At 71.6% G+C, this 24,911-nt stretch carries 21 protein-coding genes and 1 pseudogene; 6 read left to right on the top strand and 16 right to left on the bottom strand.

The features are described 5' to 3' along the window. Positions 1 to 5: 5 nt before the first annotated feature. The 7 genes from OOK34_RS14150 to dacB form a co-directional block, all read right to left on the bottom strand. Positions 6 to 377: a hypothetical protein gene (locus OOK34_RS14150; RefSeq protein WP_267034223.1), complete on the bottom strand. Its 372-nt coding sequence runs from the start codon at positions 375 to 377 to the stop codon at positions 6 to 8. A gap of 4 nt (positions 378 to 381) precedes the next feature. Continuing rightward, positions 382 to 990, bottom strand: a complete 609-nt coding sequence (folE, locus tag OOK34_RS14145) for a GTP cyclohydrolase I FolE (protein WP_267034222.1) — start codon at positions 988 to 990, stop codon at positions 382 to 384. Between the two features lie 109 nt (positions 991 to 1,099). Then, positions 1,100 to 3,130 (bottom strand): ATP-dependent zinc metalloprotease FtsH, encoded by a 2,031-nt coding sequence (ftsH, locus tag OOK34_RS14140; protein ID WP_267034221.1) that lies wholly within the window; start codon positions 3,128 to 3,130, stop codon positions 1,100 to 1,102. Positions 3,131 to 3,337: 207 nt separating this feature from the next. Beyond that, entirely contained in the window at positions 3,338 to 3,898 is a 561-nt protein-coding gene (gene hpt / locus OOK34_RS14135) for a hypoxanthine phosphoribosyltransferase (RefSeq protein ID WP_267034220.1), read from the bottom strand. A gap of 66 nt (positions 3,899 to 3,964) precedes the next feature. Further along, positions 3,965 to 4,996 carry a tRNA lysidine(34) synthetase TilS gene (tilS, locus tag OOK34_RS14130; protein ID WP_267034219.1) on the bottom strand — a complete coding sequence of 344 codons (1,032 nt, stop codon included), beginning with the start codon at positions 4,994 to 4,996 and terminating at the stop codon, positions 3,965 to 3,967. 197 nt (positions 4,997 to 5,193) lie between these two features. Next, complete coding sequence (locus OOK34_RS14125; RefSeq protein WP_267034218.1) at positions 5,194 to 6,339, bottom strand: zinc-dependent metalloprotease; 1,146 nt, start codon at positions 6,337 to 6,339, stop codon at positions 5,194 to 5,196. Positions 6,340 to 6,393: 54 nt separating this feature from the next. After that, the gene (gene dacB, locus OOK34_RS14120; protein ID WP_267034217.1) at positions 6,394 to 7,818 is read right to left on the bottom strand and encodes a D-alanyl-D-alanine carboxypeptidase/D-alanyl-D-alanine-endopeptidase; all 1,425 of its coding nucleotides are present in this window, start codon (positions 7,816 to 7,818) and stop codon (positions 6,394 to 6,396) included. A gap of 207 nt (positions 7,819 to 8,025) precedes the next feature. On the opposite strand from dacB, the gene OOK34_RS14115 reads away from it, so the two are divergent. After that, positions 8,026 to 8,520, top strand: coding sequence for an inorganic diphosphatase (locus tag OOK34_RS14115; protein WP_266672831.1), 495 nt, complete (start codon positions 8,026 to 8,028; stop codon positions 8,518 to 8,520). A gap of 208 nt (positions 8,521 to 8,728) precedes the next feature. After that, the gene (locus OOK34_RS14110; protein WP_267034216.1) at positions 8,729 to 10,363 is read left to right on the top strand and encodes a threonine/serine exporter ThrE family protein; all 1,635 of its coding nucleotides are present in this window, start codon (positions 8,729 to 8,731) and stop codon (positions 10,361 to 10,363) included. 180 nt (positions 10,364 to 10,543) lie between these two features. Here the strand turns inward: OOK34_RS14110 and OOK34_RS14105 are convergent. The 5 genes and pseudogenes from OOK34_RS14105 to OOK34_RS14085 form a co-directional block, all read right to left on the bottom strand. Continuing rightward, positions 10,544 to 11,179 (bottom strand): annotated as a pseudogene (locus tag OOK34_RS14105) (DedA family protein); the annotation flags it as partial. 133 nt (positions 11,180 to 11,312) lie between these two features. Further along, on the bottom strand, positions 11,313 to 12,071 hold the full coding sequence (locus OOK34_RS14100) for a MerR family transcriptional regulator (RefSeq protein WP_267034214.1): 759 nt from the start codon (positions 12,069 to 12,071) through the stop codon (positions 11,313 to 11,315). A gap of 124 nt (positions 12,072 to 12,195) precedes the next feature. After that, positions 12,196 to 12,708 (bottom strand): DinB family protein, encoded by a 513-nt coding sequence (locus OOK34_RS14095; protein WP_267034213.1) that lies wholly within the window; start codon positions 12,706 to 12,708, stop codon positions 12,196 to 12,198. A gap of 129 nt (positions 12,709 to 12,837) precedes the next feature. Next, the gene (locus OOK34_RS14090) at positions 12,838 to 14,295 is read right to left on the bottom strand and encodes an aldehyde dehydrogenase family protein (RefSeq protein WP_267034212.1); all 1,458 of its coding nucleotides are present in this window, start codon (positions 14,293 to 14,295) and stop codon (positions 12,838 to 12,840) included. A gap of 92 nt (positions 14,296 to 14,387) precedes the next feature. Further along, on the bottom strand, positions 14,388 to 15,266 hold the full coding sequence (locus OOK34_RS14085) for a helix-turn-helix transcriptional regulator (RefSeq protein WP_267034211.1): 879 nt from the start codon (positions 15,264 to 15,266) through the stop codon (positions 14,388 to 14,390). Positions 15,267 to 15,606: 340 nt separating this feature from the next. Here OOK34_RS14085 and OOK34_RS14080 point away from each other — a divergent pair, with 340 nt between their 5' ends. Then, positions 15,607 to 16,116, top strand: coding sequence for an ATP-binding protein (locus tag OOK34_RS14080; protein WP_267034210.1), 510 nt, complete (start codon positions 15,607 to 15,609; stop codon positions 16,114 to 16,116). Between the two features lie 102 nt (positions 16,117 to 16,218). Here OOK34_RS14080 and OOK34_RS14075 read toward each other — a convergent pair whose 3' ends face one another. Continuing rightward, the gene (locus tag OOK34_RS14075) at positions 16,219 to 16,464 is read right to left on the bottom strand and encodes a DUF397 domain-containing protein (RefSeq protein ID WP_267034209.1); all 246 of its coding nucleotides are present in this window, start codon (positions 16,462 to 16,464) and stop codon (positions 16,219 to 16,221) included. A 128-nt stretch (positions 16,465 to 16,592) separates the two neighbouring features. Continuing rightward, complete coding sequence (locus OOK34_RS14070; RefSeq protein ID WP_267034208.1) at positions 16,593 to 18,638, bottom strand: FUSC family protein; 2,046 nt, start codon at positions 18,636 to 18,638, stop codon at positions 16,593 to 16,595. Between the two features lie 398 nt (positions 18,639 to 19,036). Here OOK34_RS14070 and OOK34_RS14065 point away from each other — a divergent pair, with 398 nt between their 5' ends. Both OOK34_RS14065 and OOK34_RS14060 read left to right on the top strand, forming a co-directional pair. Then, entirely contained in the window at positions 19,037 to 20,101 is a 1,065-nt protein-coding gene (locus OOK34_RS14065) for a gluconolaconase (protein WP_267034207.1), read from the top strand. 18 nt (positions 20,102 to 20,119) lie between these two features. Then, positions 20,120 to 21,283, top strand: coding sequence for a hypothetical protein (locus OOK34_RS14060; protein ID WP_267034206.1), 1,164 nt, complete (start codon positions 20,120 to 20,122; stop codon positions 21,281 to 21,283). A gap of 31 nt (positions 21,284 to 21,314) precedes the next feature. Here OOK34_RS14060 and OOK34_RS14055 read toward each other — a convergent pair whose 3' ends face one another. Then, positions 21,315 to 22,493: a DUF2786 domain-containing protein gene (locus OOK34_RS14055; protein WP_267034205.1), complete on the bottom strand. Its 1,179-nt coding sequence runs from the start codon at positions 22,491 to 22,493 to the stop codon at positions 21,315 to 21,317. Between the two features lie 89 nt (positions 22,494 to 22,582). Here OOK34_RS14055 and OOK34_RS14050 point away from each other — a divergent pair, with 89 nt between their 5' ends. Further along, a complete protein-coding gene (locus OOK34_RS14050) occupies positions 22,583 to 24,304 on the top strand; it encodes a bifunctional 3'-5' exonuclease/DNA polymerase (protein WP_267034204.1) in 1,722 nt (573 codons plus the stop codon). A 56-nt stretch (positions 24,305 to 24,360) separates the two neighbouring features. Here OOK34_RS14050 and OOK34_RS14045 read toward each other — a convergent pair whose 3' ends face one another. Next, positions 24,361 to 24,870, bottom strand: a complete 510-nt coding sequence (locus OOK34_RS14045) for a GNAT family N-acetyltransferase (protein ID WP_267034203.1) — start codon at positions 24,868 to 24,870, stop codon at positions 24,361 to 24,363. Between the last annotated feature and the right edge of the window lie 41 nt (positions 24,871 to 24,911).

Below are 24,911 nucleotides of genomic sequence, written 5' to 3'. Positions count from 1 at the left end.
ATGATCTAGGGCGCGTGGGCGGTCAGCTGCGGCCATACCGGCCGGTACAGCGGGCCCAGGTCCTCCCAGTGGCAGAACTGGAGATCGGCCAGGTAGCCGTCGTACGCGAAGAGCGTCGCGTCACCGACGTAGACGTCCTCCGCGGTCGTCAGGGAGCCGGACGCGACCACGGGGGAGCGCTCGACCGGTACGGCCGCCACCGCCTGCGCGTCCACCCTCAGGTACACGCAGGGGCAGGAGCACGTGCCGTGGTGCATCAGCGCGTACGGGATCTGTGCCCGGTAGCCGCGGTGGGTGTCCGTGTCGCCGGCCAGCAGTACCTCCAGGCACCGCCGTGCGTCCTCGCTCAGTGGCTCCCAGCCGTCCGGATCCGGCACCGGCTCAGCGCGCCATGATCAGGCTCATGGCCTCGTTGCGGGTCGCGGGGTCGCGGAGCTGGCCGCGGACGGCCGAGGTGATGGTCTTCGCGCCGGGCTTGCGGACTCCGCGCATGGTCATGCACATGTGCTCGCACTCGATGACCACGATGGCCCCGCGCGGGTCCAGGATCTCCATCAGGGAGTCCGCGATCTGGGTGGTCAGGCGCTCCTGGACCTGGGGGCGGCGGGCGTAGACGTCCACCAGGCGGGCCAGCTTGGACAGGCCGGTGATCTTGCCGTCGGTGGACGGGATGTAGCCGACGTGCGCGACACCGTGGAACGGGACCAGGTGGTGCTCACAGGAGCTCATGACCTCGATGTCCTTCACCAGGACCATCTCGTCGTGGCCGAGGTCGAACGTCGTCGTCAGGACCTCTTCGGGCTTCTGGTAGAGCCCGGCGAATATCTCCTTGTACGCCCGCGCCACGCGCGCCGGGGTCTCCAGGAGGCCCTCGCGGTCCGGGTCCTCGCCGACGGCGATCAGGAGCTCGCGGACGGCCGCCTCGGCGCGCTTCTCGTCGAATTCGCCGATCGTGCCCTCGCCACCGGTCAGGGTCACTGGGTCGGTCATTTCATCCTCGTTCCTGTCCGCACACGCGGCCCTGCAAGAGTCATGCGAACAAAAGTGCCGCGCCCCCCAGGCTAGAACCTGGGGGGCGCGGCATCCATTCCGGGGCTGATCAGGCTTCCGGGGTCTCCGGGGAGGCTTCCGGGGCCTTCTCCACCGACACGGCGGCCTGGGCCGCCGCAGAGGTGCCGTTCGCGGAGTTCGTCAGCTGGAGCTCCTTGGGAGAGAGCACCGGCGGACGGGTGGAGGGGGTGCGGCGGGAGGAGCCGGTCCACGCGGGGCGGGCCGGACGCTTCACGATGGTGGAGAAGATCTCGGCGATCTGCTCCTTGTTCAGCGTTTCCTTCTCCAGCAGGGCGAGGACCAGGTTGTCGAGGACGTCGCGGTTCTCGACCAGGATCTCCCAGGCCTCGTTGTGCGCGGTCTCGATGAGCTTCTTGACCTCTTCGTCGACCAGCGCCGCGACCTCTTCCGAGTAGTCCCGCGGGTGCGACATCTCGCGGCCCAGGAACGGCTCGGTGTTGTCGCCGCCGAACTTGATCGCGCCGAGGCGCTCGGTCATGCCGTACTGGGTGACCATCGCGCGGGCCGTCGCCGTGGCCTTCTCGATGTCGTTCGCCGCGCCCGTCGTCGGGTCGTGGAAGACCAGTTCCTCGGCCGCGCGCCCGCCCAGCATGTAGGCCAGCTGGTCGAGCATCTCGTTGCGCGTGGTCGAGTACTTGTCCTCGTCGGGCAGGACCATCGTGTAGCCCAGGGCCCGGCCGCGGGACAGGATCGTGATCTTGTGGACCGGGTCGGAGTTCGGGGAGGCCGCCGCGACCAGGGCGTGTCCGCCCTCGTGGTACGCGGTGATCTTCTTTTCCTTGTCCGACATGATCCGGGTCCGCTTCTGCGGACCCGCCACGACGCGGTCGATCGCCTCGTCCAGCGAGTGGTTGTCGATCAGCTTCTTGTCCGAGCGGGCCGTGAGCAGCGCGGCCTCGTTCAGGACGTTGGAGAGATCGGCACCGGTGAAGCCGGGCGTACGGCGGGCGACGGCGCCCAGGTCGACGTCCGGCGCGACCGGCTTGCCCTTCTGGTGGACCTTGAGGATCTCCAGACGGCCCTGCATGTCGGGACGGTCGACCGCGATCTGGCGGTCGAAGCGGCCCGGGCGCAGCAGTGCCGGGTCGAGGATGTCGGGGCGGTTCGTGGCGGCGATCAGGATGACGCCGCCCTTCACGTCGAAGCCGTCCATCTCGACGAGCAGCTGGTTGAGGGTCTGCTCGCGCTCGTCGTGGCCGCCGCCGAGACCCGCACCGCGGTGCCGGCCGACGGCGTCGATCTCGTCGACGAAGACGATCGCCGGCGCGTTGGCCTTGGCCTGCTCGAACAGGTCACGGACGCGCGAGGCGCCGACACCGACGAACATCTCGACGAAGTCGGAACCGGAGATCGAGTAGAAGGGAACGCCGGCCTCGCCCGCGACGGCACGCGCGAGCAGGGTCTTGCCGGTGCCGGGCGGGCCGTAGAGCAGCACGCCCTTGGGGATCTTGGCGCCGACGGCCTGGAACTTCGCCGGCTCCTGGAGGAACTCCTTGATCTCGTGGAGTTCCTCGACGGCCTCGTCCGAACCCGCGACGTCGGCGAACGTCGTCTTCGGGGTGTCCTTGGTGATGAGCTTCGCCTTGGACTTGCCGAAGTTCATGACCCGGGAGCCGCCGCCCTGCATCTGATTCATCAGGAACAGGAAGACGACGACGATGAGGACGAAGGGCAGGAGCGAGAGCAGCACGCTCAGGAACGGGCTGGTCTTGTCCGGCGTGACGGAGTATCCGTCAGGGATCTGACCGGCTTCGTACTTGGTCTGGAGGTTCTGGGCGAGCTGGACGCCCTGATCCCCGATGTAGTTGGCCTGGAACTTGGTGCCGTCGTTGTTACCGAGCTTCTGGCCCTTCTTCAGCTCGATCTTGATCATCTGGCTGTCCCCGGTGGTCAGCTTGGCGCTGTCCACCTGGCCACTGTTGATCGCCTTGATGACCTCGCTGGTCTCCACCGACTTGTAGCCGCCGCCGGAGCCGACGACGTTCATCAACACGACCACGGCGAGGACGGCCAGCACGATCCACATGACCGGCCCACGGAAGTATCGCTTCACGTCCATCCATACGGGGCGCCAGGCGCCCCGTCCCTCCTGCCCGTAGGTAAATGCTGCTGTGAGTAAAGACTGTTCTTCGGAATGTACCTCTGTATTGTCACCCGCGGCCTCGTGGGACGGCTGACAGACCCGCCTTCGCATGCTCCAACGGCGGGAACCGCCCCCAGGTTCCCCCGGGGGCGATATCTACGGGGTCGGCGACGACTCGGGTCGTCAGCCGCCGTAGACGTGCGGGGCGAGCGTGCCGACGAACGGCAGGTTGCGGTACTTCTCCGCGTAGTCGAGGCCGTAGCCGACGACGAACTCGTTCGGGATGTCGAAGCCGACCCACTCGACGTCGATGGCGACCTTGGCGGCCTCGGGCTTGCGCAGCAGCGTGACGACCTTGAGGGAGGCCGGCTGGCGGGAGCCCAGGTTCGACAGCAGCCAGGACAGGGTCAGGCCGGAGTCGATGATGTCCTCGACGATCAGGACGTGCTTGTCCTTGATGTCGGTGTCCAGGTCCTTGAGGATGCGCACCACGCCCGAGGACTGGGTCCCGGCGCCGTAGGAGGACACCGCCATCCAGTCCATGGTGAGCGGGGTGGACAAGGCGCGCGCCAGGTCCGCCATCACCATCACGGCGCCCTTGAGCACACCGACGATGAGCAGGTCCTTGCCCGCGTACTCCGCGTCGATCTTCGCGGCCAGCTCGGCCAGCTTCGCGTCGATCTCTTCCTTGGTGATGAGCACCGACTGGAGGTCGCTGCCCATGTCCTTCTCGTCCACCCGCATCACTTTCGTTGTCGGCCGGGGCTCCGGGGGGTGACCCCGGAGGACTCAGCCGTGTTTCAGCACCAATCAGCCCTGCCGGATGACAAGTCTGCCACCCTGCCGCTGGGCCTCGACGCGGCCGGGCAGATTGATGGCGCCCTGGCCCCGCCATCCGGTGATGAGGCGGTCGACTTCCTCGATGTGCCGGGCGAAGAGGGAACCCGCGGGGGAGCCCGCCGCGACGACGGCCCGGCGCAGTACCCGGCGGCGGACGGCCGGGGGCAGCGCGTACAGCTTGGCGCACTCCAGGCGGCCGTCTTCGTCGCGGACCCCGGCCTCGGCGTCGGCGGCCCAGGCGTCGAGGGCGTCGGCGTCGTCCCGGGAGAGCTGGGCGGTGCGGGCGAGCGCTTCCACGACTCCCTTGCCGAGCGCCTTCTCGAGGGCGGGCAGTCCCTCGTGGCGCAGCCGGGAGCGGGTGTAGGCGGGGTCGATGTTGTGCGGGTCGTCCCAGACGGGCAGGGACTGGACCATGCAGGCCTTGCGGGCGGTCTGCCGGTCCACCTGGAGGAAGGGGCGCCGGTAGCGGTTGGTGCGGCCGGGTCCGCCGGAGACTTCGGCCATGCCGGAGAGCGAGCGGATGCCGGAGCCGCGGGCGAGGCCCAGCAGGACGGTTTCGGCCTGGTCGTCCCGCGTGTGGCCGAGCAGCACGGCGCAGGCTCCCAGCCGGTCCGCGGCCTCGTCCAGGGCGGCGTAGCGGGCGTCGCGGGCGGCGGCCTCGGGTCCGCCGTCGCGGCCGACGCGCACGGCGACGGACTCCACCGGGTCCAGGCGGAGCGCGGTCATGCGGGAGACGACCTCCGCGGCGCGCAGGTCCGAGCCGGCCTGGAGGCCGTGGTCGACGGTGATGCCGCCGGCGCGGATGCCGAGCTTGGGGGCCTCGAAAGCGAGGGCGGAGGCGAGTGCCATGGAGTCCGCGCCGCCGGAGCAGGCGACGAGGACGAGCGGTGGGGTGCCGGCCGGGGTGCGGGGGTCGGCGGGACGGGCGAGGTCGGTGAGGACGTCGTGGAGTACGCGGCGGACCGCCAGGCGTATCGCCGCGACCGCAGGATGGGGACCCATGTCCGGTGCCCTTCGTGGAGTTCGGATGCTCGGAGGCTTCGGGTGTTGCGCGGGGGAGGATGCGGAATGTCACTCAGAGTGCGTTGATGGTGACAGAGCCGAGCCGTTCCCCGAGCATCGCACGCCCTTCCACGGCTCACGGTCCCTCGGAAGGGTGATGCTGCTTCCCCCAGTGAGACATGTTTACGCCTCCTGCTTCACCTTTCTTCGCTCCCCGTGCCCCCCTTGCGGTGTACGCGGGCCACCCAGTCCGCGGGGCTGGCGATCTCGGCCTTGGTCGGCAGTGTGTTCGGGGAGGTCCAGACGCGGTTGAAGCCGTCCATGCCGACCTCGCCGACGACGGCGCGGACGAAGCGTTCGCCGTCGCGGTACTGGCGCAGCTTGGCGTCGAGGCCCAGGAGCTTGCGCAGGGCGGCGTCGAGGCGGCCCGCGCCGCTGGCCCGGCGCTGCTGGAACTTCTCCCGGATCTCGGCGACGGAGGGGACCACCTCGGGTCCGACCCCGTCCATGACGAAGTCGGCGTGGCCCTCCAGCAGGGACATGACGGCGGTGAGCCGGGCGAGCACCTCGCGCTGTTCGGGGGTCTGGACGAGTTCGACGAGCGAACGGCCCTCGTCGCCGCGCTCGGCTTCGGGGCGGGCTCCGGCGAAGGACTGGACGGCCTCGCGCAGCCGTTCCAGGACGGCCCCCGGCTCCATCTCGGTGGCACCGAGGAAGGTCTGGATCTCGCCCTCCAGGTGGGCGCGCAGCCAGGGGACGGCGGTGAACTGGGTGCGGTGGGTCTCCTCGTGCAGGCAGACCCAGAGCCGGAAGTCGTGCGGGCTGACCTCCAGCTCGCGCTCCACGTGCACGATGTTGGGCGCGACGAGCAGCAGCCGGCCGCCGGTGGCGGGGTTGCCCGGCAGGTCGAGGCCGGCCGGCGCGAAGGTCTCGTACTGGCCGAGTACCCGGGAGGCCAGGAAGCTGAGCAGCATGCCCAGCTCGACGCCGGTGACCTTGCCGCCGACCGCGCCGATGACGGCGCCGCCGGGGGCGCCGGCGCGGCGGTCCTGCATCTTGCCGAGCAGTGGGCCGAGCAGCTCGCGGAAGCCGGCGACGTTGGCCTTGACCCAGCCGGCCCGGTCGACGACGAGGACGGGGGTGTCGGGGAGGGGCGAGCCCTCGGGGATCATGCGGGTGAACGCGCGCACGTGCTCCTCGGAGGTCCTGGCGTGCCGGCGGAGTTCCGCCACCACGGCCCGGGCCTCGTCGCGGCTGACTTCCGGACCCGGCCGTACGAGCCGGGTCGCGGTCGCCACCGCGAGGTTCCAGTCGACCATCTCCGCACCACCGATGCTCGTCATGCGTCAACCGTACGTGGACCCGCGCCGCGGCGGATCCCCTTGCGGCCCTCTGCGCTACGAAGTGGTGGCGACGGCGGCGGCCAGTTTGTCGAGGCCCTTCTCCGCGGGGAGCTTGTCGGGGGCCTTCGCGGTCAGGAACGCGAAGGCGAGCAGGCGCCCGGACGGGCCGACGACGGTCCCGGCGAGGGAGTTCGCCCCGGTGAGGGTGCCGGTCTTGGCCCGCACCAGGCCCGCTGCCGGGGAGGCGCCGGCGTTGCGGCTGCGCAGGGTCCCGGTGAAGCCGGCGACGGGCAGGCCGGTGAGGACCGGCCGCAGCTCGGGGTGGCGCGGGTCGGCGGCCTTGACGAGCAGGCCCGTCAGGAGGCGGGTGCTGACCTTGTCGTCGTGGCTGAGGCCGCTGCCGTCGGCGAAGCGGGAGCCGGTGAGGTCGACGCCGAGGGAGGCCAGCTTCTCGGAGACGGCCTGTCCGCCGCCCTCGAAGCTCGCGGGCCGGCCTGCGGCGAGGGCGGTCTGGCGGGCGAGGGCCTCGGCGATGTCGTTGTCGCTGTTGGTCAGCATCCGCTCGACGAGCCCGGCGAGGGGGGTGGAGAGGGTGGTGGCCAGCGGCTGGGTCCCGGCGGGGGCCTTCACCCGGCCGGGTTCGCCGCCCACCTTGATGCCGCGGTCGCGCAGCAGGCCGGCGAAGGCGCGGGCGGTGTCCTTGGAGGGGTCGTCGGTGCGTTCGACGTACCCGGAGGTGGAGTCGTCGGGGCGGCCCTCGTCGGCGGTGAGGGCGGTGACGGGGGCGATGTTGCCGATGCGGCCGACGGGGTTGGGGTGGAGGACCGCGCCGGTGTAGAGGGAGTCGTCGTAGCCGAGGGTCACGGTGTCGGTGCCGGCGGCCTTGAGGGCCTGGGCGGTGTCGGCGGCGAGGGCCACGAGGCTGCCGCCGGAGCCGGCGGGGCTCTTCTTCTTGGCGGTGAGGGAGGGGTCGCCGCCGCCGACCAGGACGATCTCCCCGGGGCCGGCTCCGGGGGCCACGGTGGTCCGGATCCGGTGCTCGGGGCCGAGGGCGGCCAGGGCGGCGCTCGCGGTGGCGATCTTGAGGGTGGAGGCGGGGGTCATGGCCTCGCCCGCCCCGGACTCGTACAGCACCTGGCCCGTCGCGATGTCGACCACGGAGGCGCCGCGTGCGGTGCCGAGCGCGGGGTCCGCGAGCAGCGGGCCGAGGGCGCCGGCCAGCGCGCCGCCGGTGCTCGCGGCGTTCGCGGTGCGCGGGGCGAGGCCGGGCAGGACGCCGGGGGCGCTGGGCGCGGCCTGCGGCAGGCCCCCGGCGGCGTGATCTACGCCACCCGTACGGCCCCAGGAGGCGGCCCTGTCCCGCTCGGCCTTACGCTGGCCGGAGTCCCACGGACCGGCGGCGGCCACCGCCACCGCCGAGAGGGCGAGGCCGGCGACGGCCGACCCCGCGATGAGCTGCCACGTCTTGGCCAATGGCACCTCGGACCAGCCCCTTTCGCGATCACACATATGCGTGAGGGACACTTAACCACTGCGTCTTGCCGCGAGCATGGCACCCCACCCGGCTGGGGGTACTCCCAGCGGTCGCCGGGGGCGGCTGGCCGGACGCGCGCGTAGTCAATCAAATGCCGTCTCGAAGCAATCAAGCTTCGGCACGAGCCGGAGCTGATCATGGAGGAGCAGGACGTGGAGTTCGACGTCACCATCGAGATCCCCAAGGGTTCGCGGAACAAGTACGAGGTGGACCACGAGACCGGCCGGATCCGTCTGGACCGTCGCCTCTTCACCTCGACCAGCTACCCGGCCGACTACGGCTTCGTCGAGAACACCCTCGGCGAGGACGGCGACCCGCTGGACGCGCTGGTCATCCTTGACGAGCCGACCTTCCCGGGCTGCCTGATCAAGTGCCGCGCGATCGGCATGTTCAACATGACGGACGAGGCGGGCGGCGACGCCAAGCTGCTGTGCGTGCCGGCCTCGGACCCGCGCGTCGAGCACCTGCGCGACATCCACCACGTCTCCGAGTTCGACCGCCTGGAGATCCAGCACTTCTTCGAGGTCTACAAGGACCTGGAGCCGGGCAAGTCCGTCGAGGGCGCGAACTGGGTCGGCCGCGCCGAGGCCGAGGCCGAGATCGAGGCCTCGTACAAGCGCCTCGAGGCGCAGGGCGGCCACCACTGAGCTGCCGCTCGATAACCGGGCCTACGGGGTCTCCCCCGGGCTCCCTGGCATGACAGCGGGCGGTACCCCCGACGGGGGTACCGCCCGCTGCGTCTTTTCGGGGGCGCGGCCGGTGCGGCGCCGCTGCCGTCGGCGGGCCGGGTGTGCCGGAGGAGGAAACGATTCCGCATACTGATACCCGCAGGTGATCACGGGCGCTGGAGGACGCGTGGCGGAGGCCGACGGGGCAGCGGACAAGAAGCCCACGTCCGACGAGGCGCGCAGCGCGTTCACCGCGCCGCCCGGGATGGAGCCGGAGCCCGCGGACGAGGACCAGCCGACCTCGGAGTTCGCCCGCCCCGAGGGCATGGCCACGCCCCCCGCCGAGCCCGAGGGCTCCGCCTTCGCCACCCCGGCCACCTACAGCGCCCAGCACTCCCCGTCCGCCCACACGCCCGTCCCGGGCCCCGGCTTCCCCGTCTCCTCCCCCTGGCAGGACCGGATGCGCACGATGCTGCGCATGCCGGTGGACGTGCGCCCGGTGCCCGAGCCGCTCCAGAAGCAGAGCGAGGCGGGCCCCGCCGTGGGCCGCGTGCTCGACCTCACCCTGCGCATCGGCGAGCTGCTGCTCGCGGGCGGCGAGGGCGCCGAGGACGTGGAGGCCGCGATGTTCGCCGTGGCCCGCTCCTACGGGCTCGACCGCTGCGAGCCGACCGTCACCTTCACCCTGCTGTCGATCACCCACCAGCCCTCCCTGGTGGGGGACCCCGTCTCCGCGAACCGGACCGTGCGCCGCCGCGGCACCGACTACACCCGCCTCGCCGCCGTCTTCCGGCTGGTGGACGACATCAGCACGCACGAGATCGAGGTCTCCCTGGAGGAGGCCTACCGCCGGCTCGCCGAGATCCGCCGCAACCGCCACCCCTACCCCACCTGGGTGCTCACGGCCGCCGCCGGACTGCTCGCGGGGGCCGCCTCCACCCTGGTCGGCGGCGGGGTGACCGTCTTCTTCTGCGCCGCCCTCGGCGCCGTCCTCGGCGACCGCCTGGCCTGGTACTTCGCCGGCCGCGGGCTGCCGGAGTTCTACCAGTTCGTGGTCGCCGCGATGCCGCCCGCGGCGATCGGGGTGGCCCTGAAGATCGCCGAGTTCGACGTCCGCGCCTCCGCCGTGATCACCGGCGGCCTCTTCGCCCTGCTGCCCGGACGGGCCCTGGTCGCGGCCGTGCAGGACGGGCTGACCGGCTACTACATCACCGCCTCCGCCCGCCTGCTGGAGGTCATGTACCTGTTCATCGGCATCATCGTCGGCGTACTGGTGGTGATCTACGTGGGCCTCCAGTTCGGCGCCTCGCCCAACCCGGACGAGGTGCTCCAGATCCCCCACCGGCCCGTGCTCCAGATCCTCGCCTCGATGGTGCTGGTGTTCACCTTCGCGATCCTGCTCCAGCAGGAGCGCTCCACGGTGTGGATCGTGACCCTCAACGGCGGGGTCGCCTGGGTGACCTTCGGCGCGCTGCGGGCCGCCGAGCTGCCGCCGGTGCCGTCCACGGCCATCGCGGCCGGGCTGGTCGGCCTGTTCGGGCAGCTCTTCTCCCGCTACCGCTTCGCCTCCGCCCTGCCGTACGTGACGGCGGCCATCGGGCCCCTGCTGCCGGGTTCGGCCACGTACTACGGGCTGCTCTCGATCGCCGAGAACCGGCTGGACACGGGGCTGGCCTCGCTCACCAACGCCGCCGCCATCGCACTCGCGATCGCGATCGGAGTGAACCTGGGCTCCGAGACCTCCCGGCTCTTCATGCGGATCCCGGGGGCGCGCAGCGCGGCCAAGCGCCGGGCCGCGGCGAAGCGGACCCGCGGCTTCTGAGGCGCGGCCGGCACGGCCGCCCACGCCGGATACGCCGACGCCCCGGAGACACGCGGTCTCCGGGGCGTACGAGGGCTCGGGCTACGAGGGCCCTGGCGCGGGCTGTCAGCGCTTGGCGTGGCGGCCGCGCTGGCCGGGGGCCTGGGGCTCCTCGGGGGCGCTGCCGAGCGCCGTGGGGGACGCGGCGGCCTGAGTCTTGTTCTTGCGGGCCTTCAGCACCTCGAAGATCACCGGAATGACCGAGATCAGGACGATGCCGATGAAGATCGGCTCGACGTTCTTCTTGATGACCTCGAACTGGCCCAGCTGGTAGCCGAGGACGGTGACGCCCGCGCCCCAGAGGATGCCGCCGATGACGTTGAAGGTCAGGAAGGTCCGGTACTTCATCGCGCTGGCGCCGGCCACCATGGGCGCGAACGTGCGGATGATCGGCACGAAGCGGGCCAGCACGATCGCCTTGGGGCCGTGCTTCTCCATGAAGTCGTGCGCGGCGTCCAGGTTCTCCTTCTTGAAGACCTTGCTGTTCGGCCGGTTGAACAGCTTGGGGCCGAAGAACTTGCCGAGCAGGTAGCCGACCTGGTCGCCGAGGATCGCGGAGGCCGCGATCATCGTGCAGACCAGCCACAGCGGCTGGCTGATGTCGCCGCTGGCGACGAAGAGGCCCGCCGTGAACAGCAGGGAGTCGCCGGGCAGGAACGCGAAGAAGCCCGATTCCGCGAAGACGATGACCAGGATGCCGATCAGGCCGAAGTGCCCGATCAGGTACTCCGGCGACAGCCACTCGGGGCCGAGGGCAAGCGTGTAGAGGGGTTCCACGTTTCCGGGCTCTCCTGGATCAGGGGGACGTCTGCGGTGGGGGACGCGACATGGCAGGCGGTCTCAATTATGAACGCACACCGCCCCCACCGGGTTCCAGGGACCGGAGGGGGCGGAATGGGTAAGGGCTCGGCTACGCCTTGCGCAGGGCGTTCGCCGTGATCGCGTCCCGCAGGTGCTCGGCGAGGCCGGGCGCCATCGCCTCGTAGAACGCCGTGAACCGCTCGTCCGCGACGTACATGTCACCCAGGCAGATGTGCATCTCGTACGGGCAGTCGTAGTACCACTTCGTGATGTGCAGCCGGTGCTCCTCGGCCATGTCCATGGCCGCCTCGCCCTCGGCCGGCTCGCCGGCCCCCACCAGGGCCGCGTACCGCACGCCCCAGGCGTCGACCTCGCCCATGATCCGCTTCCAGTCGTCCTTGGTGTAGGTGGCGGCCCGCCGCTGGGACTCCGCGTAGGCCTCCGTGCCGCCCCAGCGCTGCTCGGCCTCCTCGGCGTACTGCTCGGGGTCCTTGTCCCCGAAGACCTCGAACCGCTCCTCGGGCGTGAGGTTGATGCCCATCTTCTTCGCCTCCATGGCGTGCTCAACGGCCGCGGCCATCCGCTGGAGCCGGGCGATCCGCTCGGACAGGAGGGCGTGCTGCCGGCGCAGGTGCTCCCTCGGGTCCGATGTCGGATCGTCCAGCAGGACCGCGACCTCGTCGAGCGGGAAGCCGAGCTCCCGGTAGAACAGGATCTGCTGCAGCCGGTCCAGGTCGGCGTCGTCGTAACGCCGGTGTCCCGCGCCGCTGCGGCCGCTCGGGGAGAGCAGCCCGATCTCGTCGTAGTGGTGCAGGGTGCGCACCGTGACTCCGGCGAAACCGGCGACCTGGCCCACGGAGTAGCCCATCGCTTTCCGCTCCTCTGGTTGGGTACGCCCTCCACTGTGGTTCCTCACGCCACGTGAGGTGCAAGCCCCATTTTCGGGGAGGGGCCAGCCCGCCAGCCCGCCAGCCCGTCAGCCCGCCAGCCCGTCAGCCCATCGCCTTGGTGCCGTCCAGGGACTCGCGGATGATGTCCGCGTGGCCCGCGTGCCGGGCGATCTCCTCGACCAGGTGCAGCAGCATCCAGCGCATCGAGACCTTGCCGTTCTCGGGGAACCACGGCGCCGGGGGCAGCGGGAAGCTGTCGTCCAGGCTGGGGACGGCCGCGATGAAGGCCTCCGTCTCCGCCCTGACCCCGTCCCAGAAGGCCAGCATCCCCGCGACGGTCTCGTCGCCGAGCAGCCGGAAGCCGTCGGCGTAGTTCTCCCGGCTGCCGAGGATCTCGTTCTCCCGCTGCTGCGCCATCCGCAGCCAGCCGAGCTCCATCTCCGCCACGTGCTTGAGCACCCCGGACAGGGACAGCTCGCTGGCGCTCGGGCGGCTCGCGGCCTGCTCCTCGGTCAGCCCCTCCAGCGTCTCGCGGATCGCCCGGCGCTGGGCCTCGACGAAGGTGAGCAGCGTGCCGCGCTCGTCGCCCGGGACCTCTTCGGAAATCTGAGCCATGACCAACCGCCTCTTCCATGCCCTGTGCGGGGCTCTCCCCCGCTGACAAGGAACACACTACGAAGGCTTGCGGTCAGCTTCTGTCCGCAACTCCGGGGCGGAGTCGAGGAATCAGAACGGCCAGAACGGTCAGAAGGGGAACTGGGTGCGGCCGTGCTGGACCGAGATCCACTTCTGGGTGGTGAAGGCCTCCACGGTGGCCTCCCCGCCCAGCCGGCCCAGCCCCGAGGCCTTCTCGCCGCCGAAGGCCGTGAGGGGCTCGTCGCCGATGGTGGAGTCGTTGACGTGGATCATGCCGGTCTCGATGCGCCGGGCGAAGCGGACCCCGCGCTCCACGTCGCGGGTGTGCACCGCGCCGCTGAGCCCGTACGGGGTGGCGTTGGTCAGGCGTACGGCCTCGTCCTCCCCGTCGAAGACCACCAGCAGGGCGACGGGGCCGAAGATCTCCTGGCCCAGCAGCGGGGAGTCCTCGGGGAGCCCGGCCAGGACGGTCGGCTCGACCAGGTTGCCGCGCGTGGTTCCCCGTACGAGGGCCCGCGCCCCGGACTCCACGGCGCGGTCCACCAGCGCGGTCAGGGCGTCGGCCTGGAAGGAGTTGATCAGGGGGCCGATGTGGGTGTCGGCCTCGCGGGGGTCGCCGGTCTTCAGGGCGCGCACGCGGGCGGTGAACTTCTCGGTGAACTCCTCGGCCAGCGAGGCGTCGACAAGGATCCGGTTGGCGGCCATACAGACCTGGCCCTGGAAGACGAAGCGGCTGAAGACGGCCGCGTCCACCGCGTAGTCGACGTCGGCGTCGTCGAGGACGACCAGGGCGCTGTTGCCGCTCAGCTCGAGGACGGTCCGCTTGAAGTGGCGGGCGGCGACCGCGCCGACGTGCCGGCCGGTGCGGTCGGAGCCGGCGAAGGAGATGACCTTGGGGACGGGGTGGGTCAGGATCGCGTCGCCTATCTCGGCGATGTCCGTGACCAGCACGTTCAGCAGTCCGGCCGGCAGGCCGGCGTCCTCGAAGATCTTGGCGATGATCCCGCCGCCCGCCACGGGGGCGTTCTGGTTCGGCTTGATCACGACCGCGTTCCCCAGCGCCAGCGCGGGGGCGACCGACTTCAGGGTCACCAGGAAGGGGAAGTTGAAGGGGCTGATCACGGCGATCACGCCGACCGGGAGACGCTGGACCCGGTTCTCCTTGCCCTCGACCGGCGAGGGCAGGATGCGGCCGTCGGGGCGGACGGCCAGCTGGATCGCCTCGCGCATGAACTGCATCGCGAGGTGGACCTCGTACTCGGCCTTGGGACGGGTCCCGCCGAGCTCGTCGATCATCGCCTCGACGATCTCCTTCTGGCGCTCCTCCGCGATGCGCAGGGCGCGTTCGAGGACGGTGCGTCTCGCGTACGGGCCGGTGGCCGCCCAGTCGCGCTGGGCCCGCTCGGCCGCGCGGTAGGCCCGGTCGACCTGGTCGACCGAGGCCACGGTGATGGCAGCGAGCTTCTCCCCGTTGTAGGGGTTGACGTCGATGATGTCCCACGAACCGGTGCCGGCCAGCCATTCGCCGTCGATGTACTGGTGAGCCAGGTCGGTGAATATGGACATGCCATCCCTTACTGCGAGCGCGCACCCCTGCGCTGCACCGGAGACCGATCGGTCATCTTCATGCACTGATCAGACGTCATAGTACGTGCGGTTCAAGACAGTTGGAGCAGTCCGCGCAGGAGATCACGGGTCTGCCCCGGGTCCGGGCAGTCGGCCTGGAGCCGCTCCATCGCCCGTGCGTACTGCGCCACTTCCTCTTCTTTGTCCAGGTAGAGCGCACTGGTGAGCTGTTCCAGATAGACGATGTCCTGGAGGTCGGACTCGGGGAAGCGCAGCAGGGTGAAGGCTCCGCTCTCGCCCGCGTGGCCGCCGAAGGAGAAGGGCATCACCTGGAGCCGTACGTTGGGCCGCTGACTGATTTCGATCAGATGTTCGAGCTGACCGCGCATCACGTCCCGGTCGCCGTACGGGCGGCGCAGCGCGGCCTCGTCGAGCACGGCGTGGAAGACCGGGGCGTTCTCGGAGACCAGGACCTTCTGGCGCTCCAGGCGCAGGGCGACGCGGCGGTCGATCTCGGCGGCGCCGGCGCCGGGCATGCCTCGGCGCACGACGGCCTGGGCGTAGGCCTCGGTCTGCAGCAGGCCGTGCACGAACTGCACTTCGTAGATACGGATGAGGGAGGCCGCACCCTCCAGGCCGATGTAGGTCTGGAACCACCCGGGCAGCACGTCGCCGTAACTGTGCCACCAGCCCGTCGCGTTGGCCTCGCGGACCAGCCCCAGGAGGGACTCCCGCTCCGCGGTGTCCATGACCCCGTAGAGGGTGAGGAGGTCCTCCACGTCTCTGGCCTTGAAGCTCACCCTTCCCAACTCCAAGCGGCTGATCTTCGATTCGGATGCGCGGATCGAGTAGCCGGCCGCCTCACGGGTGATGCCGCGGGATTCTCGGAGTCGCCTGAGCTGTGAGCCCAGGAGGATGCGGCGCACCACAGAACCGCTGGCTTCTGCGGTCACTAGTCCTGCCCTCCCCATCGAAATGGTGTGCGCGTGGTGTGCGCGTGCCTCGGCGGGGCCCCCGTACCCCGGTGCCGCAGTCTGCCACCAAAACGCATCGGCCCGTACTCGTTCTGTAACGGAATCCGGCGCCCCGGAAAAGAAGTCCGTAAGTATGCGTAGGAAGAAATGAGCAAGAACCGTCACGGGAGTGGACAGGTCCGGCGCGTGCACGTGCATCTGCCCTTGCATCCGGCTTCCGCATTCGGAACGATGGTCTCGCGCACCTGCGTGCTCTTCGCGCCGGCGCGGGACCCACCCCGCAGTTCTCTTTGGACGGAGCCGCCCGCTTCGTCCGCGAATCCCGGGAGTGCCTCGCATGGGGACGAATGGATCGACCATGCTCGAGCCGTTACGGCAGGGGCTGCCCCCGGTCGACCCCACGGCTGTCTCCGGGTCCGCCTCCTGTGCCCTGCCCGCCCGCTACGAGGCGGTGCGCGGCGCCCGCTCGTTCACCAGGTCGACCCTGTCCCAGTGGGGCCTGGACGGCCGCTTCGACGACGTCTCCCTGGTGGTCTCCGAGCTCGTCACCAACGCGCTGCGCCACGCCCTGCCCGACGAGGCACGGCCGCCCGGCGCCGAGCCGGAGGCGGCGGTGCGGCTGCACCTGATGCGGTGGAGCACGCGGCTGGTGTGCGCGGTGCGGGACCCCAGCGAGGACCGGCCGGGCGGGTCCTTCGCACCGGAGCGCACGGACGAGAACTGCGACCTGGAGTCGGGGCGCGGGCTGTTCCTCGTGGACTCCTACAGCGACAGCTGGGGCTGGCACCCGCTCGCGGGCCGGCTGACCGGCAAGGTGGTCTGGGCGCTGTTCATGCTCCAGGACTGACAACGCTGCATTTCGGGCGACTGGCCGGGGTTGATCGTTTCGATCAGTCCCGGCCAGTGCACGTGCATGGCTCGATCAGCGCGCTGTTCCTCAGCCGCTCTCTCAGTCGATCAGGTGATCGAACTCGCCGTCCTTGACGCCCAGCAGCAGCGCCTCGATCTCCGCCGGCGTGTACACGAGCGCCGGTCCGTCGGGAAAGCGCGAGTTGCGCATGGCGACATCGCCCCCGGGCAGTTTGGCGAACTCCACGCAGGATCCCTGCGAGTTGCTGTGTCTGCTCTTCTGCCAGGTCAGCTCATACAGGGAAGTGAGTTCTGCAGCTGCCATCCCGTTGTACGCGTGGTCCACAGGAAGCCCCCGATAGTGCAGATGTCAACTGCACCGGATCATAGCTCTGTTCACCACCGCATGCATGGGCAGATGCACGTGCACGCGCGGTGCTCCACCCGTCACTGTTGATCACGATTGATCACCGTTCAGGGGCGCAGCGCCTCGGACACCTCGTCCAGCGAGTCCAGCAGCAGCTCCGCCGCCCCCCGTACGACCCCCGGCTGGGGGGCGTACGGGGCCGCCAGCGCCTCGCGGACCCCGTCCCACCGCGGGACGCGGCGCTCGCGGACCGCCTTCGCGCCCGCCTCGGTCGCCTCGCGCAGCGCCCGCGCCAGCTCCGCGGCCCCCGGCACCGGGGCGTGGGCGCGGTCCGGGAGGTGGGCCTCCAGCAGCATGGCGTTGCGGCCGAGCGCCGCCAGGGCGTCCCCCGCGCCCTCGGCGGCGGCCCGGGACAGCCCCCGGTGGCGCACCGGCTCCCCCTCCGCCCGCTCGAGCGCCTCCTGCCAGGCGATCCGGGCGTCACGGGCCGCCAGCAGGGCCTCCCGCACGTCCGCGCGCCGGGCCCCGGCCGGGTCGGCGTACTGCCCGAGCACGGCCGCCGCGTACCGCCCGTCGGCGGCGATCCAGTCGGCGAGGCGGGTGCGCAGCCGCGGGGTCTCCCAGGCCGGGTAGACGGCGTAGGCGAGCATCGCGAGGACCCCGCCGACCAGGGTGAGGGCGATCCGGTCGGGCACGGTCTGGTCCCAGCGGACCCCGCCCATGCCGAGCAGGAAGACCACGTAGGCGGAGACGAAGGCCTGCCCGACGGCGTACCCGGTGCGCATCAGTACGTACATCAGGCCGGCGCTGACCACGGCCAGCAGCCCCGACAGGTACATCCCCGGCTGCGCCAGCCGCACGATCGCGGTCGCGACGCCCACCCCGACCAAGGTGCCGCCGAAGCGGGCGACGGCGCGGGACCAGGTCTGGGTGAAGTCGGGCCGCATCACCATCACCGAGGCCATCGGCGCCCAGTAGGCGTGCCCGAAGGGCAGCGCGTGCCCGATCAGGTAGCCCGCGCAGGCCGCCGCCGTCACCCGCACGGCGTGCCGCAGCACCGGCGACCCGGGGCGCAGCTCGGCCCGTACGGCCTTCAGCACCAGCGGCACCAGGGCGGGCACGGTGGGCCGCAGCATCGCCTCCGCGGGGTCGGCGGTGCGCCCGGATCCCGGCTCGGCCGTCTCCAGTACGTCGTCCAGCAGGGCGGCGAGCCTGCGCGCGGCCCGCAGCGGCGCGCCCCGGAACACCTCCGCCAGGTCGGGTGCCTTCAGCACGGCCGACGCCGGCGCGGGCGGGCGTACGGGGTCCCCGTGGCGGATGGCGTGCGCGGCGGCGTCGAGCACCGCCCCGGCGGCCTCCAGCAGCTCCCGTACCCGCTCCCGCGCCGGCCCCTCGGCGGGGGCCCCGACGGCCGGGTCGGCGAGCGAGGCCAGCACCGGCCGGATCCGCTCCGCCAGCCCCCGCGCCCCGTGCAGCTCGGCGGGCCGCCGCCGGGCCTGCCGGACGGTGACGGTCGCCGCGTCGCGGGCCTTCATCAGGGGCTCCGGGTCGAAGGAGGCGACCGGGTAGTGCCGCAGCCGGCGGGCGTAGTCGGCCTCGGCGGCGAGGGCGTCGGCCAGGGCGTCGCGCTGGGCGCCCCAGCGGCGGACCGGGAACAGCACGATCAGCAGCGTCTGCACCACCCCGCCGGCGGCGATCATCGCGGCGTGCCCGGCGGCCTGCGGGACGGAGGTCGGCAGGGTGACGGTCACCAGCATGATCGCGACGTTGCCGGAGGCGATGATCCCGGCGGTGGGGCCGGCGGCCCACACCAGCCCCGCCGCGAAGGCCCAGACGGCGAGCAGCAGGAGGAAGAGCCCGGTCTGCGAGGAGCCGACCAGGTACCCGATGAAGGTGGAGACGGCCAGGGTCAGCCCGGAGGCGAGGGCGAGCACCGGGCGCGGGCGCCAGCTCTGCTGGAGGGTGGCGATGGCGGCCATGAAGGCGCCGAAGGCGGAACTGGCGGCCGCGCCCGGCCCGAGGAAGGCCAGCCCGGCGCCGATCACGATCGCGAGCCCCACTGCGGCCCGGACGGCGATGAGGGGCTCCAGCCGGGTCCGCTCGACCGTCATGCCCGAGCGCGCGGTGTCCCTCAGCGCCCGGAGCCAGCTCATGGCGTCGAGCGTAAGCCCGCACACGATCAGGGCTCGCAGGCACTCGGCAACGCCGCGCGGGCGGCCTACAGAATCGAACATTCGCCCGAGGTCAGATCGAGCCGGAAGCGGAGGGTCCGGCAGCCCCGGGGCGCCCCCGGACCTAGATCAAGACACCTCGCGTGCCCGGCCAAGATCCACGGCCGCGCGGCCGCCGTTGTGGATCTTGGCCCTAAAGATCAAGGAACGGCCCTCCGGGGACGGCGCACGGACCCCGGACGCGCGTCGGCCCGAGCATGATCATTTCCCTGGTCAGCGGCGTCTGTCCGGTTGTCGCCCGGTGGCGAGTTCGGCCGGGTGCCCATCCGCCGCCGGATGCGTAGCGTCACCGGTCGGCAACGCAGGGAGGTCTGAAGGGCATGGGCGACAGCAGCGCGAGGAACGATGTGGGAACGGCCTACATCAACGACGTGTTCATGCGTCATCCGCTGACCACGCGGAACCAAGAGGAACTCGAGATCGCCGCCAGGGCCGCCGGCATCCTCCAGCGGAACCAACTGCGGAACGTGTTCAAGCGAACCCCCAAAGAAGGGGGCGAGCAGATCGAGCCGATCGGCTTCTCCCTGAACAAGGTGCGCTACGGCGAATTCCCCAAGGACGAGGCGACCGCGCAGGAGCGCGGCTGGCGCGCCTTCATGAATGTCGGGGTACCGGTCGTCGAGGAGCGGAGCGACATCCAGCAGCCCCCTCCCGACATGATTTCCAAGCAGACGTACGTCAACGGCACCGACCCGATCAAAATCACCGTGACGGACACGGTCGAATTCTCGGTGTCGAACACGATCAGCTGGTCGCTCCAGGGGGAGGTGAAACTCACCTTCGGGGCGAAGTCCATCGCATCGCTCCAGCAGCAGCTCGAGAAGAGCATGGAGATGAAGCAGTACCAGAAGACCACCCTGCTCAACAGCAAGGACAACCAGGGCGTCAACACGGAGTCCCAGACGGAGGCGACGAGCAACACCAAGGCCACGAGCTCCGTCACCGGCACCGGGGAGTTGTGGGGAGAGCTCCTGCTCGGGATCACCGGCTCCGTGAGCGGTTCGCTGACCACCGAATGGAAGCACCAGTCGTCGGTCAGCTTCGAAGTCATGAGCCGGGCGGACGTGATGGCCACGACGCGTCGCCAGATCCGCCAGTTCGACTACGAATTCCCCGTCACCTTCGGCGGCTGGGTCGCCTTGTACTACCCCGAGCCGGTGGCGGTCAAGGAGACTCCGCCGCAGGCCGCCGAACCCAAGTACTCCAGGGTCATCGCGTGGAAACTCGGCGAGGCCTCCTTCGATGCCGGCCGCTTCGACCTGGCCGACGAAGGTAAGCGGTTCCTCCAGAAGGGGACGGCCGAAATCGTCGCTGTCCGTACCGGAGAGCACCGGGTCTTCCAGCCGGAAGTACTCGACTACGCGAGCCAGAAGCAGCCCCTCTAGGGGTCGGGAGGGAATTCCATGTCATTCAAGAACATCTTTGACAACGGCGGCGACGAGGCCGGTTCCGCCGACAAGTCCGCCCAGGCCCTCAACGAAGACACTCCGGGAGCCGGTGACTTCTCGGAGGCCGTGCGCAAGCTGGAGAGCGAGCGCGACCCGTGGCTCGTCCGCCAGACCGCGCACGGCGCGTTCGACGTCATGGGTTTCCTGGGCCCGCTGTTCAAGAACGCCCAGGGCGCGGCCGCCGCGCAGCGTCAGGTAGCCGAGGACCCCGGTTCCACGTCCACCATGGCCTCGGCGACCTCGAAGGCCTTCGGACCGCCGAAGGTGAGCATCCGCGACGAGGACATGCCGAAGCCCGAAGAGCTGTCGAAGCTCATCGGCAACAAGAAGAACCACACCCTCATCGCGACGGGTCTGGGAAATTCCGAAGGCGTGGCGGTCGACCCGTCGCGGAACACGGCGTACGTCGCCGACCGGGGCGGCCAGAAGCTGTACGCGGTGAAGCTCGACACCGGCGCCCAGCGCGTGGTCGCGAGCGGCCTGGGCGACATCGGCGATGTGGTCCTGGACGGCCAGGGCACGGCGTACACCACCGACTGGTCCGGTGGGCGCCTGCTCGCGGTGGACCTGGCCGCGGGCTCCTCCCGCAAGATCGCCGACGTCCCGGGCGCGTACGGCGTCGCACTCGACGCGGCGGCGGGCAAGGCCTACGTCGCCAACTGGACCGACGGGCAGCTGATCGCCGTCGCCCTGCCGGGCGGCCAGAAGAGCACGATCGCCACCGGTCTGGGGCAGGGCATCGCGGCGGTGGCACTGGACGGGCGGGGCAAGGCGTACCTCGGCCGGAAGGACGTCGGCGGCGGCAAGGTGCACGAGGTGGACCTGGCCGGCCGCACCCACCGCGTCGTGGCCGACCTTTCCGGCGGGAACACCATCCGCGTGGCCCTCGACGGCACCGGCCGGGCGTACACCCTCGACCATGGGACCGGACGCCTGTACGAGATCACCCTCGCGGACGGCGCGCACCGCGTGGTGGCCACCGGCCTGGGGACGTGCGAGGGCCTCGCACTGGACACCGTCAACGGCTGGATCTACGTCAGCAACCGCGACGGCCAGCTGTGGCAGATCAACCAGCGCGCCACCCAGGCCCTGGGCGGCATCGGCAAGGTCGTGCCGTAGGCCGTCCCTTCCGGATCTGCCCGGCGTCGTCCTAGGGCAGCGAGGGCCGTCTGCCGCCCACGTGGGCGGCGTCGGCGGCCGCCGTGCCGTCCTCCCAGCCCGCGTGGTCGGTGGCTCCGCGCAGCCGGGTGGTCGTGGTCCGGGGGAACATCTCCTCCGCCCGGGAGGTGACCGCGACGTCCCGGGCCACCAGCGCGGGCAGGTTGTCCGGGGCCTCGGTGGCCGTGTGTTCGGCGGTCTCGGCGAGCCGCCGGCCCAGCCGGCTGGCGTAGGCGAGCAGGAAGGACTGCCGGAAGGTCTTGGTCCGCTTGCGTCCGCCGGCCCGCTGGGCGGCCTCGGCCCGGGTCATCGCCGCCGTGCCCTGCACGAGCAGCGAGGTGTAGAGCAGCTCCACCGCCTCCAGGTCGCTCTCGAAGCCGACCACCGTGGAGAACTCGAAGCCGCTGTTCCACACCGCCCGGCAGCGGTTGGCGGTGGCCACCGCGTCCAGCAGCACCGCCTTGGCCTCCTCGTACGGGGGCTCGACCCCGATCCGGCAGGCACCGGGCACCTGCGCCGGGCCGCCGCCGCGCACCGCCAGCAGCGCCTCGTCCACCGTGTGCCGGGCCATCAGCTCCTGCGCCTTCGCGCTGAGCGCCTCGGCCTCCTCCGGGTAGGTGGTGGCCTCGGCCTTGGCGAGCAGCGCCCGGATCCGGCCCAGCATGCGCGGCTCGATGTGCGCGTGCTCGGCGAGAGCGTCGGCCGGGTCGCCGGGCAGCGGGCCCACCGGCTCGATGGAGGGCAGCCGGATCAGCAGCCGGAACACCTCCAGGACGGCGGTGGCCAGCGTGAACCGGTCCGCCTTCTCGCGGCGCGCGAGCTGATCGGCGTACTCCTCGTCCCGCCCCCACCACACCGCCTCGGCGTTCCACCGCTCGGGGAGGCGGGCGTAGCGCCGCGCCTCGGCGGCGATCACGTCACCGGCGACCCGCACGTGCACCGCGTCCAGGTCCCGCCGCACCAGCCGCAGCACGTCGGCCGGCTGCCAGCCGCGCTCCCACGCCTGCCGTGCGTACGCCTCCCCGCGCGCCAGCAGCTCCCGCCCGACCCCGCCCCACCCCCCGCCGTCGGCGGCGGCGAGCACCGAGGCCCCGGTGTCCAGCCCGGCGTCGTCCTGGGCGTAGAGGGCGGCCGCGAAGGCCCGGTCGACGATCTCGGCGTACTGACTCACCCCTTCAGCTTTGCACGCCCCTTCACCGCCCCCTCCCACGCGGCCCGGGATGCGGGGGGTTGTCAGACCCCGGTGGGACACTCGCACTCGTGAGCGACCACCCCACCACCCCCTGGGCCCTCGCCGAAGCCGCCGACGGCCGGTGGCACGCCACGCCCGTCCCACCCGGCCAGGGCGCCGGCACCGCCACCGCCACCGTCACCGACACCCCCGCCGAGGCGATCCGCTCCGCACCCCCCGGCACCCGCTGGATCTGGCGCTCCACCGCCGCCGTCTACCCCCGCCTGCTCGCCGCCGGCACCCGCGTCGAGCGGTGCTACGACATCGAGGACGCCGAGCTGCTGCTCCTCGCCCACGAGGGCCGCTCCGGCGAGCCCCGTTCGGCGGCGGCCGCCTGGGCCCGCCTCAACAACGCCCCCGTCCCGCCGGACCCCCGGACGCGCGCCGCCGAGCCCGCCCGCGCGGCCGCGCAGGACTCCCTCTTCGAGTTCTTCGACGCGCAGCCGGCCGCCGCCCGCCCCCTCCCCCTCGACGCCCTGCTCGCCATCCACGCCGACCAGGCGCGCCGCACCGCCACCACCGCCCACCCCGACCGGATGCGGCTGCTCATCGCCTCCGAGTCGGCCGCCTTCCTCATCGCCGCCGAGATGCACCACGCGGGCCTGCCCTGGCGGGCCGACGTGCACCGGGCCCTGCTGACCGAACTGCTCGGCGAGCGCTACGCCGGCGGCGGCGAGCCCCGCCGGCTGGCCGAGCTCACCGACCGGATCTCCGCCGCCTTCGGCCGGCGCGTGCGCCCCGAGCTGCCGGCCGACGTGGTCAAGGCCTTCGCCGAGGCCGGGATCAAGCTCAAGTCCACCCGCCGCTGGGAGATCCAGGAGCTCGACCACCCCGCCGTCGCGCCCCTCCTCGAGTACAAGAAGCTCTACCGGATCTACACCGCCCACGGCTGGTCCTGGCTCGCGGACTGGGTCCGCGACGGCCGGTTCCGCCCCGAGTTCATCCCCGGCGGCACCCTCACCGGCCGCTGGGTCACCAACGGCGGCGGGGCCCTGCAGATCCCCAAGGTGATCCGCCGGGCGGTCGTCGCCGACCCCGGCTGGCGGCTCGTCGTCGCCGACGCCGACCAGATGGAGCCCCGCGTCCTCGCCGCGATCTCCCGCGACCCGGCCTTCATGGAGGTGGCCGGCCGCCCCGAGGACCTCTACACGGCCGTCTCCCGCCAGGGCTTCTCCGGCGACCGGGACAAGGCCAAGATCGCCGTCCTCGGCGCCGTCTACGGGCAGACCTCCGGGGACGGCCTGAAGAACCTGGCCGCGCTGCGCCGCCGCTTCCCCCGCGCCGTGGCGTACGTGGACGACGCGGCCCGGGCCGGCGAGGAGGGGCGGCTCGTACGGACCTGGCTGGGCCGCACCTGCCCGCCGCCGGCCGGCGCCGCCGAGGACGGCGAGGCGGGGATCCCCCAGGAGGGCGCCGACTCCGAGGACACGGCGTGGACCCCGGGCCACTCCTCGACCAACACCCGGGCCCGGGGCCGGTTCACCCGTAACTTCGTCGTGCAGGGCAGCGCGGCCGACTGGGCCCTGCTGATGCTCGCCGCGCTGCGCCAGGCCACCGCCGGGATGCGCGCCGAGCTGGTGTTCTTCCAGCACGACGAGGTGATCGTGCACTGCCCCGCCGAGGAGGCGGAGGCCGTGGCCGAGGCGATCCGCGCCGCCGGCGAGCGGGCGGGCCGGATCACCTTCGGGGACACCCCGGTCCGCTTCCCGTTCACCACGGCGGTAGTGGAGTGCTACGCCGACGCCAAGTAAGCCTGGTCAGCGCCCCCCGTCTCACCCCATCGACGCGACGGCCCCCGGGAAATCCTTCAGCCGAGTTCGTGGAAGTACACGTGGAACTCCTCGCGCACGAAGCCCTCGGACTCGTACAGCCCCTGCGCGACGTGGTTGTCGTACGCGGTCTCCAGCTGCACGCCCGCCACCCCGGCCTCCCGCGCCCTGCGCAGCACCTCGCGCAGCAGCGCCCGGCCGGCGCCGGTGCGGCGGCCGGACGGGGCGACGTACAGGTCGTTGAGGATCCACGCCGTCCGCAGGGTGAGGGAGGAGAAGGCCTGGTAGACCTGCGCGAAGCCGACCGTGCCGGCGCCGGGCGCATCGGCGAGCAGCACCAGGGACTCGCCCTTCGCGATGCGCTCGGCGAGGAAGCGGCGGGGGCCGTCCGGGTCCTCGACGGTCACCTCGTAGAAGTCGAGGTAGCCGTGGAAGAGCGCGGCGGCCGTGTCCAGGTCCGCCTCCCCCGCCACGCGGAGCACGACACCCGAACTCCCGTCCGTGACCGTGCCGCCGTTGCCGCCCTGTGCTTCCGCCTGACCGAACATGTGCGTCTCCTCGGGTCCACTCGCGCGCCGTGATCCATTGT

This window comes from Streptomyces sp. NBC_00091 (genome assembly GCF_026343185.1).
GTDB lineage: Bacteria > Actinomycetota > Actinomycetes > Streptomycetales > Streptomycetaceae > Streptomyces.
The sequence above is the reverse complement of the archived record's forward strand: the minus strand, read 5'-3'. Positions and strand labels throughout refer to the sequence as shown.